This is a genomic window from Bradyrhizobium sp. USDA 4354 (genome assembly GCF_054060315.1).
Map to the genome: position 1 here is coordinate 6,359,782 of NZ_JBSSDC010000001.1, position 13,284 is coordinate 6,373,065.

Annotated in this window: 12 protein-coding genes and 1 pseudogene; 5 read left to right on the forward strand and 8 right to left on the reverse strand. The window is 64.4% G+C overall.

What is annotated here, in order from left to right:
* Position 1 precedes the first annotated feature (1 nt).
* Positions 2-439, reverse strand: a complete 438-nt coding sequence (locus ACVIIV_RS29720; protein WP_456747332.1) for a VOC family protein — start codon at positions 437-439, stop codon at positions 2-4.
* A 201-nt stretch (positions 440-640) separates the two neighbouring features.
* Here ACVIIV_RS29720 and ACVIIV_RS29725 point away from each other — a divergent pair, with 201 nt between their 5' ends.
* The 5 genes from ACVIIV_RS29725 to ACVIIV_RS29745 all read left to right on the forward strand — a co-directional run bounded on the left by ACVIIV_RS29725 (position 641) and on the right by ACVIIV_RS29745 (position 5,734).
* Positions 641-1,513 carry an NAD(P)-dependent oxidoreductase gene (locus tag ACVIIV_RS29725; RefSeq protein ID WP_456747333.1) on the forward strand — a complete coding sequence of 291 codons (873 nt, stop codon included), beginning with the start codon at positions 641-643 and terminating at the stop codon, positions 1,511-1,513.
* 226 nt (positions 1,514-1,739) lie between these two features.
* A complete protein-coding gene (locus tag ACVIIV_RS29730; RefSeq protein ID WP_456748860.1) occupies positions 1,740-3,143 on the forward strand; it encodes a sodium:proton antiporter in 1,404 nt (467 codons plus the stop codon).
* 164 nt (positions 3,144-3,307) lie between these two features.
* Positions 3,308-4,903, forward strand: coding sequence for a sensor histidine kinase (locus ACVIIV_RS29735; RefSeq protein ID WP_456747334.1), 1,596 nt, complete (start codon positions 3,308-3,310; stop codon positions 4,901-4,903).
* Positions 4,904-4,947: 44 nt separating this feature from the next.
* Complete coding sequence (locus ACVIIV_RS29740; protein WP_456747335.1) at positions 4,948-5,151, forward strand: DUF1289 domain-containing protein; 204 nt, start codon at positions 4,948-4,950, stop codon at positions 5,149-5,151.
* 28 nt (positions 5,152-5,179) lie between these two features.
* Positions 5,180-5,734 carry a TIGR02281 family clan AA aspartic protease gene (locus tag ACVIIV_RS29745; RefSeq protein WP_456747336.1) on the forward strand — a complete coding sequence of 185 codons (555 nt, stop codon included), beginning with the start codon at positions 5,180-5,182 and terminating at the stop codon, positions 5,732-5,734.
* A 6-nt stretch (positions 5,735-5,740) separates the two neighbouring features.
* On the opposite strand, the gene dusA is transcribed toward ACVIIV_RS29745, so the two are convergent.
* From dusA to ACVIIV_RS29780, 7 genes and pseudogenes are all read right to left on the reverse strand, one after another.
* On the reverse strand, positions 5,741-6,733 hold the full coding sequence (gene dusA / locus ACVIIV_RS29750) for a tRNA dihydrouridine(20/20a) synthase DusA (RefSeq protein ID WP_456747337.1): 993 nt from the start codon (positions 6,731-6,733) through the stop codon (positions 5,741-5,743).
* A gap of 263 nt (positions 6,734-6,996) precedes the next feature.
* The gene (locus tag ACVIIV_RS29755; protein WP_456747338.1) at positions 6,997-7,815 is read right to left on the reverse strand and encodes an energy transducer TonB family protein; all 819 of its coding nucleotides are present in this window, start codon (positions 7,813-7,815) and stop codon (positions 6,997-6,999) included.
* A pseudogene (gene exbD / locus ACVIIV_RS29760) lies at positions 7,812-8,298 on the reverse strand (TonB system transport protein ExbD). Before exbD ends, ACVIIV_RS29755 begins: the two are co-directional and overlap by 4 nt.
* A gap of 5 nt (positions 8,299-8,303) precedes the next feature.
* On the reverse strand, positions 8,304-9,266 hold the full coding sequence (exbB, locus tag ACVIIV_RS29765) for a tonB-system energizer ExbB (protein WP_456747339.1): 963 nt from the start codon (positions 9,264-9,266) through the stop codon (positions 8,304-8,306).
* A gap of 264 nt (positions 9,267-9,530) precedes the next feature.
* Complete coding sequence (locus tag ACVIIV_RS29770) at positions 9,531-10,154, reverse strand: biliverdin-producing heme oxygenase (RefSeq protein WP_456747340.1); 624 nt, start codon at positions 10,152-10,154, stop codon at positions 9,531-9,533.
* Positions 10,155-10,159: 5 nt separating this feature from the next.
* Positions 10,160-11,470 carry an HlyD family type I secretion periplasmic adaptor subunit gene (locus ACVIIV_RS29775; RefSeq protein ID WP_456747341.1) on the reverse strand — a complete coding sequence of 437 codons (1,311 nt, stop codon included), beginning with the start codon at positions 11,468-11,470 and terminating at the stop codon, positions 10,160-10,162.
* Positions 11,457-13,280, reverse strand: a complete 1,824-nt coding sequence (locus tag ACVIIV_RS29780; protein WP_456747342.1) for a type I secretion system permease/ATPase — start codon at positions 13,278-13,280, stop codon at positions 11,457-11,459. Before ACVIIV_RS29780 ends, ACVIIV_RS29775 begins: the two co-directional genes overlap by 14 nt.
* Between the last annotated feature and the right edge of the window lie 4 nt (positions 13,281-13,284).

The window sequence follows — 13,284 nt, forward strand, 5'->3', positions numbered from 1 at the left end:
GCTACTGCCTGCCGATGTCGTCAGCTTTTTCGGCAGGCGCCGCCCCCTGCTCCCTGGCGGCCTCGTAATTCAGCTCGATCATGACCCCGTTGGGGTCGTGGACGAAAATCTGCCAGAGGTCGCCGCCGGGCACCTGGCGGGACTCGAACTTCATTCCTTTTGACGCCAGCCGCTGCTTCATGCCGTCAAAGCCGCGACTGACGAAGGCGACGTGGTGGACAACGCCGGAATCCGGCTTTTGTGGCTCGGCGGTCGCGGAAATATCGACGAGGTGCACCACCGGCTTACCCTCGCTGTACATCCAGGCGCCCGGGAAGGCGAAATTCGGCCGGGCGCCTTTTTCCAGGCCCAGCACGTCCTCGTAGAAGCGGACCGTCTCGGTCAGATTCCGGGTCCGGATGTTGAAATGATCGAGGACGCCAACGCTCACGCCGCCCATGCTCTCGCTCCCTTGTTTTGAAGTCCTTAGGTCCGCCATCCTAGCACAGGAGGCCGCCTGGCACAGGAGGCCGCCAAACGAAGCCGTTGCCCTCCCGGCCTAACGGTTTATGGTGCGCCTCCGATCCGCCCTCACCGCGGAACCCAGGCGTCCCTCGCTTGGCAAGAACCGTAAAACCCAAACTACGGACAAGGCACCACAATGGCTAAAGTCGCTTTCCTCGGTCTCGGCGTCATGGGCTTCCCCATGGCCGGACACCTCGTGAAAAAAGGGGGCCATGAGGTCACCGTCTACAACCGCACCGCGGCCAAGGCGAAGGAATGGGCGGACAAGTTCGGTGGCAAGACTGCCCCGACGCCGAAGTCCGCCGCCGAAGGTCAGGATTTCGTGATGTGCTGCGTCGGCAACGACAACGATCTGCGCGCGGTCACGATCGGCCCCGACGGCGCGTTCGCCGGCATGAAGAAGGATGCGACCTTCGTCGACCACACCACTGCCTCCGCCGAGGTCGCACGCGAGCTCGACGCGGCCGCCACCAAGTCTGGCTTCAAATTCGTCGACGCCCCGGTCTCCGGCGGCCAGGCCGGCGCCGAGAACGGCGTGCTGACGGTGATGTGCGGCGGTGCGCAGGACGCCTATTCCGGTGCCGAGCCGATCATCACGGGCGCCTATGCGCGGATGTGCAAACTGCTCGGGCCCGCAGGCTCCGGCCAGCTGACGAAGATGGTCAACCAGATCTGCATCGCGGGTCTGGTGCAGGGCCTGTCCGAGGGTATCCACTTTGCCAAGAAGAGTGGTCTCGACGTCGCGGCGGTGATCGAGACCATCTCGAAAGGGGCTGCGCAGTCCTGGCAGATGGAAAATCGCTACAAGACCATGAACGAGGACAAGTACGATTTCGGCTTCGCGGTCGAATGGATGCGCAAGGACCTCTCGATCTCGCTCGCCGAGGCCCGCCGCAACGGCGCCACTCTGCCTGTCACCGCGCTGGTCGACCAGTTCTATGCCGAGGTCGAGAAGATGGGCGGCAAGCGCTGGGATACGTCGAGCCTGCTTGCGCGCCTGCAACGCTGACGCTCTGCTGCCGCCTCATCGGCAGTCGCAGCATCCAAACTTCGTCGCGACCTCGGCCGCGACGAAGCTTCTGCCGGGCGGCGAACTGAAACAACCATGGTCTTCGGGGGGAGTCTTGCTTAGCGTGATCGCTGCCATCCTTTTCGTTACCTGTGTCGGCGTCGCGCCGGTTCGACGGGGAGGCACCGAGATCGCCGGGCATCAGCTCTTTCGGCGGCGCTTCCCGCTGGTTGCCAGCCTGCTCTTCCTTGCCATCCTGATCCTGGCTGCATCACCTTCGCCAGCGCTGGCCGCATCGCTCGATGGGGCGACCCTTCGCCCGCAATGGGCGCTCCCATTCGCCGGCATGCTGCTGTCGATCGCGATATTTCCGCTCGCGGCACCTCACTTCTGGGAGCATCATCAGGGTAAGATTGCTGCGATATGGGCCGCCTTGATCGTGCTGCCGCTTGCAATCTGGTACGGCCCCCTTCCGACCATCCAAGCGCTCGTTCATACCGCGCTGCTCGAATACATCCCCTTCATTCTGCTGCTCCTTGCTTTGTTCACTGTGGCCGGCGGCATCGTGGTGCGTGGCAATCTTCACGGCTCTCCGCTTCTGAATACGGTCCTGCTCGCCCTAGGCACCCTGCTCGCGAGCGTCATCGGCACGACCGGCGCTTCGATGGTCATGATCCGGCCGGTGATCCGCGCCAATGACGACCGGCGGCACAACGCGCACGTCGTCATCTTCTTCATCTTTCTGGTGTCCAACATCGGCGGCTCGCTCACACCGTTGGGAGATCCGCCGTTGTTTCTGGGATTCCTGCGCGGCGTGGACTTCTTCTGGACCACGACGCACCTGTTCCCCCAGACCACGTTCGCGGCCTGGATTCTGCTCGCCCTGTTCTTTTGCATCGATACTTATCTCTATCGCAAGGAAGGCCGCGTCAAACCCGACCCGACTCCGGACAATCCCTTGCGGATCAGCGGCGGCCTCAACTTCGCTCTGATGGGAGTCATCATTGCTGCGATCCTCTTGAGCGCCAAGCTCGACCTCGGCGGATTTGAGGTTCTCGGCACGCATCTCCAGCTGCAGAATCTTCTGCGCGATGCCGTGATGATCGGCGTCGTGTTCGCATCCCTTGCCGTCACCTCGAAGGAGGACCACGACGCGAACGGCTTCTCTTGGGGCCCCATGATCGAGGTGGCAAAGCTGTTCGCCGCCATCTTCATCACCATCATTCCCGTGCTTGCAATTCTCAATGCCGGCAAATCCGGCGCGTTTGCCTCCGTCGTGAACATGGTCACCAACGCCGACGGCACGCCGAATAATGCCGCCTATTTCTGGTTGACCGGCGTGCTCTCATCTTTTCTCGACAATGCGCCGACCTATCTGGTCTTCTTTGAGCTTGCCGGGGGCGACGCCAAGCATCTGATGACGAACGGCGCCCTCACTCTTGCCGCGATTTCTGCAGGTGCGGTGTTCATGGGCGCAAACTCCTACATCGGCAACGCGCCCAACTTCATGGTGTACGCGATCGCGCGAGCGGGCGGCGTCGCAATGCCGGGCTTCTTCGGATACATGGCCTGGACCTCCGTCCTGCTGCTGCCTGTGTTCGCGTTGGTTACGCTCGTTTTCTTCAGGTGAAAGGGGCCCCGCGCCTCTGCGCAGAGTGAGGCCGGGACCAGGCGTGGATTAACGCCCGGTTAACGTAATTCTTTAGCTCCTTAAGTCAGCTCTTAAGGATTTCTTGCCACAGATAGACAATGCAGAAGGCCCGCGTCCGGCGTGGGCAGGAATCGTGTTGCTTGATGAGTAACCCCGCTGAAAAGCCCGAGGTTGTGCAGCTTCCGGCCGAGCCGGTGAGCGCGCCATCGGCGAGCAGCCGAAGGGCTGCGGCGCAGCGGGTTCGCGAGGCGCGCGACAAGTTAACGTCGACCAGCGGAACCCGGCCGGCTTTCGACGCCGAGATGCTGCGGCAATACGCCCAGACGCGGCTGTCTGCCTCCTATGTCGTGATGCTGCTGGTGGTGGCTACCGGCGTGCTGTTCGGGCTGTGGATGCAGCCGATCCCGGCCGCGGCCTGGACCGCCGGCATGCTCTGCATCCACAGCGCCATGATCCGCAGTTGCCGGCGCTTCCTGACCGAGCCCGCCTCGCCCGCCGCGACGCGCGCATGGCGGACGCGCTTCGTCGTGCTCGACCTGCTCTATGGCCTGTGCTGGATGGCGATCCTGATCCATCCCGTGCTCGACATGGTCACGGAAACGCTGATGATGTTCCTGATGCTGCTGGTGATCGCAGTATCGAGCATGCTCGCTGCCAATCTGCCGATCGCAGCTCTTGCCGCCACCGCGCCGGTTGCGGTCGCGATGGCGCTGAGCTTTGCAATGACCGGCTCGCTCGACAACTACATCCTGGCAGCGCTGGCGCTCGCCGCCGAAGGATATTTCGTCCTGCTGGCGCACCGCCTGCACTCCTCCACCTTTGCCACGCTGGAAGCGCGCGCAGAGAAGGACGCGCTGATCGGCGAGCTGGAACAGGCCAAGGCAATCTCGGACGAAGCGCGCCACCGCGCCGAAGCCGCCAACGTCGCCAAGTCGCGCTTCCTGGCGCAGATGAGCCACGAGCTGCGCACGCCGTTGAACGCCATCCTCGGCTTCTCCGAGGTGATGAAGAGCGAGATTTTCGGCGCGCACGCGGTACCGGTCTACAAGGAATATTCCGCCGATATCCATAATTCCGGCGTGCACCTGCTCAACCTCATCAACGAGATTCTCGATCTGTCGCGGATCGAGGCCGGCCGCTACGAACTCAACGAGGAAGCGGTGTCGCTGGTCGGCATCGTCGCCGACTGCCATCATTTGATGAAGCTGCGTGCCTCGAGCCGCGGCATCACCATCCACGAAGTGTTCGAGCAGGCGATGCCGCGGCTTTGGGCCGACGAGCGCGCGATCCGCCAGGTCGTGCTCAATCTGCTCTCCAACTCGATCAAGTTCACGCCGCAGGGCGGCGAGATTTGGCTCAAGGCGGGATGGACCGCCTCGGGCGGACAATATCTCTCGGTGAAGGATTCCGGCTCCGGCATCCCCGAGGACGAGATTCCGGTCGTGCTCGCCTCGTTCGGCCAGGGCTCAAATTCGATCAAGTCGGCTGAACAGGGTGCCGGCCTCGGCCTGCCGATCGCCAAGAATCTGATCGACCTGCATGGCGGCACGTTCACGCTGAAATCGAAGCTGCGCATCGGCACCGAGGTGATCGTCACGTTCCCGCCGGAGCGTGTGATGAGCGCGCTTGCGCCGCTGTCGGATGATTCTCCGCCGCTCCAGCCGGAAAGTTCCGTCCTGCCTGACGAGAAACGCCGGCCGCGCCACAAGCCGATCATGAGCGCTGGCACAGGCTCCTAACGAGATGCTTGCAGAGATGCCCGACCATCCCTCACTATGTCCGTATGAGCAAAGAAACGCCGTGCGTCGCCGTCTGCATGATCGATCCCAAGACCAAGCTGTGCTTCGGTTGCGGCCGGACCTTGCCCGAGATCGCACGCTGGCATGCCATGGAAAGGGCGGACCGGCTCGCAATCATGGCCCTCTTGCCGGCGCGCATGACGGAAGCTGGACTTGCGCCGATCGCAGGATCGCAGAAGCGAATCTGATCCGCCTGCGTGCCTTCGGAGGCGCGCGATGATCCGCCTCCTGCTCGTTCTGATCATGCTCGCCGGCACGGCAGGTGCCGTCGTCGCCTATGGCCATCCCGACCAGATCGCGCGAGCCAGCCACAAGGTGTCGCACATTTTTCGCGCACAGGCCGCCTCTCCGGCGCCGGCCGTCCAGATCCCGCGCGGCCAGGGCGGCGAATTCACGCTGCGCGCGAAGATCAATGGCGTCACGGCACCGATGGTGATCGATACCGGCGCGACGTCGGTGGTGCTGACCTGGGAAACCGCGAAGGCGATCGGGCTGCCGCTCGAGATGCTGGAATATGATGTCGACCTGGAGACTGCGGGCGGCCACACCAAGGCGGCCCGGCTCACGCTCGACCGTCTCGCCGTCGGCAAGCTGGTCGAGAAGTCGGTGCCGGCTCTCGTCGTGCAGCGCGGCCAGATGAAGACCAATCTGCTCGGCATGAGCTTCCTCGACCGCCTGGAAAGCTGGGGCGTGCGCGCGGACACGCTGATGCTGACAGGGTATCCAGAGCTCCAGAGCGGTCCTCGCCGCTCCCGCGCGGCGGTCGAATAAACGAATCTACGCCGCCTCCGCGGGCGTGCGTACACCGACACGCGCAATCGCATCGCGCAGCACGTCGAGACCGGCTTCCGGCTTCACCCCTTGCTCGGCAAGATGCCGCCGGAATGCGCGCGCACCGGGAACGGCGTGGAAGGCGCCGATGAAATGCCGCGTGATGGCGTGCAGCCGCGTGCCGTGCGCGAGTTGCTCCTCGATGTAGGGCATCATCGCCTCGAGCGCGTCCTGCATGGTCGTGTGCGGCGCCGGCGCGCCGAAGATGTCGGCATCGACACTGAGCAGCCGCCACGGCTCCTGATAGGCGGCGCGGCCGAGCATGACACCATCGACATGGGCAAGATGCGCCTTTGCCTCGTCAATGCTCCGAATGCCCCCATTGATGATGACGGGCACACCAGGCATCGCGCGCTTGAGCCGATAGACGCGATCATAGTCGAGCGGCGGGAGATCGCGGTTCTCCTTCGGCGAGAGGCCGTTGAGCCAGGCCTTGCGCGCATGCACGATCAGCGCATCGCAGCCGGATGCCACCACCGCACGCGCGAGCGCATCGAGCGCGACCTCCGGATCCTGGTCGTCGATCCCGATGCGGCACTTCACCGTGACGGGCACGGCGACCACGCGCTTCATGGCGTCAACGCACCTCGCCACCAACTCCGGCTCCGCCATGAGGCAAGCGCCGAAACGGCCGTCCTTCACACGATCGGACGGGCAGCCGACATTGAGATTGATCTCATCATAGCCGAACGCCTCGCCGATCCGTGCGGCCTGCGCCAGTTCCTGCGGATCCGACCCGCCAAGCTGAAGCGCCACCGGATGCTCGCACGCGTCGAACCCAAGCAGCCGCTCCCGGTCGCCATGAATGATTGCGCCCGTGGTCAGCATCTCCGTATAGAGCAGCCCCCGCCGCGTCAGTTGCCGGTGGAACACCCGGCAATGCCGGTCAGTCCAATCCATCATGGGAGCCACGGAAAAACGATAGCGCTGCGATTTCAATGATTTACCTTATGCTCTCAATGGGATGAAGCATGAACGCGTGCACTCCAAACTAGCCGAAATTGCACACGTTTGTACCTGTTTTGACCTCTCACTGCACACGTAGCGCACACGAATTGGGGAGTGCACACGGCCGTAGCCAGCTTCACTCAGTTGCCTTCCGGGAACTGGCGCGTCCAGGTCCGGCGCAAGAACCGCTACGTGTCAGAGACCTTTCGTCGACGCAAGGACGGCGAGGAATCTTGCGACAGAATCTTGGTTTTTCATCGCGTGCTGAATCGTACCGGCGCCGTAATGGATCGTTTGGCGCCTGCCGGAGGTGCCGGCACCGGCGAGGCACGGTGCACGAGTGCGACCACCTCCCGATCGAGTTCGGCTGAGCCCGCCGAGCGAGCCAGGCTTGCGGACAGCACATTGCCTCTTTCGTCGATGGTGAAGCGCACATAGGCAACGCCGCCCTCGCCCCGCGACTGCGCGCCCGATGGATAGCGCTTGTACCGCTCGAGGTGACCCATCAGGAGCGATTGCCAGTTCGCCGGCGACAGAGAGGAGGCACCAGACGCCGTCTGTGCTGCGGCCGTGCGGCTCGCTTGTTGAGCCCGGGCCTGCGCCCGGATCGCCGCCTCGGCTGTCGCGGCGTTCTCCTTGCGCGGTTTGGGCTTCTGCTTTGGCTTCTCCATTTTCGGCGCCGCCAGCGGAAGCGAAACCTCGACTTTCTCCAGGTGTGGCTTCTCCTTGATCACCTGCTCGACCGGCTCGGGCTCGGGTTCAACCGTCGGTTCAGGCAGCGGATCCTTGGGCACCTCCTCCTGCTTTTGCTCGAGCTGGGCGACGTTTTCCTCGACGGTTCTCAGCGCCGGCGTGAGCTCGTTCATCTCCGTCATCGCCGCCTGCGGTGTGTCGGCCAATTCGATCATCACAGCGGTGGGCGGCGCATCGGCCGCGGCAACGACCGGTTCGGATCGCAGCAGCCAGGCTGCGATCGCTGCGTGGAGCGCAAGCGTGAAGGCGGCGCCGGAGACCCAGAGCGCGGTCTCAGCCAGCCTGATCTCGCGCGTGACGAAGCCGCCGGACTGATTCACGGTGCCCTCGGCGACGGCTTCGGAGCATTTCCGGGAACGTCGATGTCGAACCGCGCCGGGGCGGAGGTCATCTCGATGCCGACCAGCGCGATCTTCAGATAGCCCGCTCCCCGCAGCAGGTTCATCACTTCCATGAGGTGCTGGTAGTCAACCGTCTTGTCGGCTCGCACGAAGACGCGCGTATCCCTGTTGCCTTGCGCAGCGGCGTCCAGCGCCGCCTGCAGGCCCTCGCGCACCACCGGGTCATTGCCGAGCGCGAGCGTCAGATCTTCCTTCAGCGACAGATAGAGAGGCCTGTCCGGGCGCGGGACGGGCTGGGCAGTCGATGCCGGCAAGTCGACTTGGATATCGACCGTCGCGAGAGGGGGCCGCGACCATGAAGATGATGAGCAACACCAGCATCACGTCGATGAACGGCGTGACATTGATGTCGTGGTTCTCCTCGAGCGCATCGTCGAAGCGGTCGCGTATCCTTCCGGCCATGGCGTCTACTCGGCCGCAAGCGGAGGCGAAGTGCGGTTTGCAACGGCCGGAACCTTGCGGAGATCGAGATCCCGGCTCAGGAGACGTTCGACGCCGGCCGCCGCATCGGCGAGCAATTGCCGGTAGCCGGTGATGGCGCGGGCGAACACATTGTAGACGACCACCGCCGGAATTGCCGCGACGAGGCCCATCGCCGTGGCGAGCAAGGCTTCGGCTATCCCGGGCGCGACCACCGCGAGATTCGTGGTCTGCGTCTGCGAGATGCCGATGAAGGCGTTCATGATGCCCCACACGGTTCCGAACAAGCCGACAAAGGGCGCGGTCGCACCGATCGTCGCCAGCAGCCCGGTGCCCCGCGTCAGGCGCCGGCCCGCCTGGGCCTCGATGCGAGCGAGGCTGGAAACGACACGCTCCTTGAGACCGCCATCGCCGGCATAGTCCAGCACCACAGCCGAGCGCGCCATTTCCTCACTGGTCGACCGCACCATGAACGCGGCAGGCCCACCGCGCTCGACCAGCGCATATTCGGCTGTGGCGAGGTTGTCGGAAGCCATGATGATCTCGAACGCGCGTTTCGCCCGAGCCCGGGCGCAGGCAATCTCGACCGCTTTTGCAAACAGCACCATCCAGGTCGCGAGCGAAGCAAATGCAAGCCCGATCATCACAGCCTTGACCACCCAGTCGGCCGCAGCAAACATTCCCAGCGGCGACAGGTCATGCGGCAGGCCGGCGCGCGGGTCCGTGCTCCGCGAGAGGCTCTCGGAGCGAGCAGCGGGGACGGCCCCGGCGGAGGACGGCTTGACGGTTTCTGCAGCCTCTCCCGAAGCGGGTGGGCCGGCCGGCGTAGCGAGGCTCGCGGCAGGCGGCGTGTCCGCCTGTTGCGCCCTTGCGCAGGATAGTCCCGACGCCAGGACGATGATCAGCATCATCGCCGTCATCGTCCAACGCCGCTTCTCCGGGCGAGCCATGTCAGGTCCTCCTATCGTCGGTTCTCTGTTCTATCTGCGGAGCACCCACGTCCTCGTATTCTCCGCTATCCACCGCTTGGCAGATGATGCGCCCCGCTGGCTGGCTAGCTTCTGAAACGATCAGTTTTCGCTGGCTGGCGGCTTGCCCATCCTCATGCGGAGGAAAGCTCTTCGCGGCGAATCCATCGGCGGGACGACGGCCGCCACATACTCCAAAGAGGCTTGCTTCGGATAGACGTGCGACGGCCATCGACATGCTCACCGTCATTTCTCCGCCGTCGGTCTCAGCAGGTCGGACACCAGCCCCTGCACGCGGGAGAAGGCAGCTCGCGCTCCGGCGACGGCACGTTCCTCCTCGGGACCGGAGAGTTTCACGGCATCGAGCGCACCCGTGAACTTCCTCCAATGCAAGGCACGCCCCTCCGGAGCGGCCGCCAGATGGCGCGCACCAAAGGACTCCGACAGCCCAAGTTTTCCGGCTGCCTTGAGCAGGAATGCCGCGCCGAGATTCGAGCCTTCCGCGACATAGAGCCAGCCGAGCGCCGTCGGCCTATCGATGTCGGTGTCTGCGCGACCGAATTCGGCCACGTCGCGGTTGACGATTGGCGCGATGCCCAGATCGTTCAGATCCTGTGCGATCAATCCAAGCCGCCGCCGGCTTGCGAGATCGGGCAACAATCGACCGAGTTCGGGACTAGAATAGAGCGCGTCGATCATCCGATGGAATTCATGCTGCACGTTGAGGAAGCGGCCATAGCTTTCGCGGCTGGCGAAAGGGTTTCGCGCCATGATCGATTCATCGAGACTGTTGTGCTGCCCCTCGGTTTCGGCCTTCAGACGTCTGGCCCGGCTGGTCTCGAGCGTCGTGTCAATGTCGGCAGTGCTCATGTTCGCTAGTTCTCCCTGAAGGCGCGATTGATCTGATCCGAAAGCGGCTTGACGAGGTATGACAGTGCCGTGCGCTCGCCGGTCTGAATGAACGCTTCGGCCGGCATTCCCGGAACGAGCTTCAGCTCGGCAATCCGGGCCAGCTGCTCCGGCGGAATGGAGATGCGGATGACATAGAAGGACGTTCCGGTCCGCTGGTCCTGCGTGAGGTCGGCGCCAACGCGGCTCACCGTTCCCTCGATCTGCGGGGTCGTGCGCAGGTTGAAGGCGGTCAGGCGCAGACTTGCCTGCTGCCCGAGACGGACATCGTGGATGTTCCTCGGCGCGATGTGCGCCTCGAGCGTCAGGCGGTCTTCGTCGGGAACGACCTCCATGACGGTTTCTCTCGGAGGTACGACGCCGCCGACCGTATGAACGGTGAGGTTATGCACCCATCCGTCCTGCGGCGCGATCATGTCGATGCGGCGCAGTTGATCCTCGGCGGCGATCTTGCGCTCCGAGAACTCGCCGATCTGGGCCTGCGTATCGCGCAAATCGCGCGTGACCTCGGCCTTGAGGTCATGATCGACCTGGAGGATCTGCAATCTGGCCTCGGCGATGCTGCCCGCTGCCTGCGCTTGCCCCGCAACCACCTGGCCACGATAGGCATCCAGCGTCGCCTCGTCCCGCTCCAGCTCGTTCAGACGCTGGACGGTCGTGATCCCACGCTGCAACAGATCGCGCAGGCTGGTCATCTCCCGCCGGCGAACCTCGAGGCCGCGTTCGAATGCCGATTGTTGCGTCCTCAGGCCGTCAATCTGATGCTCGTACTCCGCAACGCGTTCCCTCAGTTGCGCCTTCTTGCTGTCCCGGGTTGCACGACGGGACAGGAACAGGTTCTTCTCGCCCTGCATGACACGTCCCACCTCGGCGAGGTCGGCCCGCGCCACGAGCATCGGCGGAAACACGATCGCCTCCTGGTCATCGCGCTCGGCCTCGAGCCGGGCCTCGCGCGCGGTCAGCTCATCGAGGCGCTTGCTGACGATGGCGAGATTGGCTTTCACCTGCGTCGCATCGAGCCGGATCAGGACGTCGCCGCGGTTGACGCGCTGCCCCTCGCGCACCAGCAATTCACCGACCACGCCGCCGGTCGGATGCTGCACGCTCTTCACGTAGGTCTCGACGACGAAGGTGCCGTCGGCCATGACGGCACCAGCGAGTTTTGTCGCCGTCGCCCATCCGCCAAATCCGGCGAACAGCACGAGGCAGGCGATACCGCCCAGCAGGAACTGGCGCCTGATCACGCCTGATATCTCCACGACATCATCGTTCGGCATTGTCGCTCTCGTCGGCTCGTTCAAGCGTTTCGGTGGAGCCCGCCACGACACGAAGCGGCATGAGTGCGCCTGCGCGCGGCTCGCCGTCGGCTGACGCCGCCATCCCCCCGGAACCGCGACGCAGGACGTGCGACAGCACCGCATCGCGCGGACCGAACGCCTTGCAACGTCCACCTTCCATCATCAGGACATGGTCGACAGCGCCGAGTGCGCTCGGGCGGTGCGCGACAACGATCGCGATACCCCCGCGCGCGCGGATCGCCGCGATGGCCTGGATCACGGCCCGTTCGCCGTCGGCGTCGAGGTTGGCGTTGGGCTCGTCGAGTACCACGAGGAAAGGATCACCGTAGAGCGCGCGGGCCAGCCCAATGCGCTGGCGTTGTCCGGCCGAAAGCGCGGAGCCGCTTTCCCCAATATTGGTCTGATATCCCTGCTCGAACCGGGTAATCAGATCGTGGGCGCCCGCAGACCTCGCCGCAGCGACGACGACAGCGGGATCCGGATTATCGCTGAAGCGGGCGATGTTCTCACTGATGGTGCCTTCGAACAGGTCCACGCCCTGAGGCAGGTAGCCCACATGGCTCCCGAGCGCACGCCGGTCCCATTGATCGAGCGACGCCCCGTCCAGCCGGATTCTCCCGACAGCGGGCGTCCAGACGCCGACCAGCGCGCGGATCAACGTCGATTTCCCACTGCCGCTCGGCCCAATGACCCCCAAGGCGCTGCCGGCCGAAAGGCTCAGGCTGACGCCGGTGACTGTCGGAGTCTTCTTCCCCGGCGGAATGATGGTGAGCGCTTCGGCCGTCAGGCTCCCGGCGGGGGCGGACAGCGCCAAAACCGGAGAGGACGACGGTACGAGGACCAGCAGATCCGACAGCCGCCGCCAGCTTTGTCTCGCCGCGATGAAAGGCTTCCAGCCGGCGATCGCAAGATCGACCGGCGCAAGCGCGCGCCCCATCATGATCGAGCTCGCGACCATTACACCGGCCGTCACCTCCTGTCCGATGACGAGATACGCGCCGACGCCCAGGATCGCCGACTGGAGGATTTGCCTGATCGCGCGCGAGCTTGCGCTGAAGACGCTCGCAACGTCGCCCGTGTGCCGGTTGGAGATCAGGTACGTGCCGTTCACGGCAGACCAGCGTGCGGCGAGCGCGTCGTTCATGCCCATGGCACGGACGACTTCGGCGTTTCGACGGCCGGCATCCATCCGGGCGTTGCGCTCCATCCCCTGTCTGGTGGTCTCGCGCAGCGAGCCGCGGGTGAGCCACTCGGTTGCAATGGTGAGCGACATCAGTATGAGCGCGCCGCTCAGGGCCGTCACGCCGATCCAGACGTGAAACAGAAAGCAGATCGCGAGGTAGAGCGGCATCCAGGGCAGATCGAACAGAGCGGTCGGCGCCTGGGTGCCGAGAAAGGTTCGGACATTGTCGAGATCGCGAAGCGGCTGCAGGCCGTCTCCGACGGTTCGCGTCTCGAGCGGAAGCCGGATGATGGCTTCGTGAACCCTGGCCGAGATTTGCCGGTCGATTCGTTCGCCGACCCGGAGAAGAATACGAGCGCGGACGACGTCCAAGAACGCCTGGAAGAGGTAGAGCCCGAGCGCCAGGCAGGCAAGACCGACCAGCGTCGGAATGCTGCGGCTTGCCAGGACGCGATCGTAGACCTGCAACATGAACAGCGGCGCCGTCAGCATCAGCATGTTGATGGCACCGCTGACGAACGCGAGCCCGACCGCAGCGCGCCTGAGCGGCGCGACGACCGCCGCAGGCATGGCCTGCGGCGGTGTCTGTTTCGAGAAGAGCGACATCAGG

What these genes read in the sequence shown, in the direction of transcription:
- ACVIIV_RS29740 (WP_456747335.1), top strand. Translation starts at nt 4,948, where the DNA reads ATGAGCAAAGAAACGCCGTGCGTCGCCGTCTGCATGATCGATCCCAAG.
- ACVIIV_RS29745 (WP_456747336.1), top strand. Translation starts at nt 5,180, where the DNA reads ATGATCCGCCTCCTGCTCGTTCTGATCATGCTCGCCGGCACGGCAGGT.
- ACVIIV_RS29720 (WP_456747332.1), bottom strand. Translation starts at nt 439, where the DNA reads ATGGGCGGCGTGAGCGTTGGCGTCCTCGATCATTTCAACATCCGGACC.
- exbB (WP_456747339.1), bottom strand. Translation starts at nt 9,266, where the DNA reads ATGGCTCGCCCGGAGAAGCGGCGTTGGACGATGACGGCGATGATGCTG.
- ACVIIV_RS29770 (WP_456747340.1), bottom strand. Translation starts at nt 10,154, where the DNA reads ATGAGCACTGCCGACATTGACACGACGCTCGAGACCAGCCGGGCCAGA.
- ACVIIV_RS29725 (WP_456747333.1), top strand. Translation starts at nt 641, where the DNA reads ATGGCTAAAGTCGCTTTCCTCGGTCTCGGCGTCATGGGCTTCCCCATG.
- ACVIIV_RS29775 (WP_456747341.1), bottom strand. Translation starts at nt 11,470, where the DNA reads ATGCCGAACGATGATGTCGTGGAGATATCAGGCGTGATCAGGCGCCAG.
- ACVIIV_RS29780 (WP_456747342.1), bottom strand. Translation starts at nt 13,280, where the DNA reads ATGTCGCTCTTCTCGAAACAGACACCGCCGCAGGCCATGCCTGCGGCG.
- ACVIIV_RS29735 (WP_456747334.1), top strand. Translation starts at nt 3,308, where the DNA reads ATGAGTAACCCCGCTGAAAAGCCCGAGGTTGTGCAGCTTCCGGCCGAG.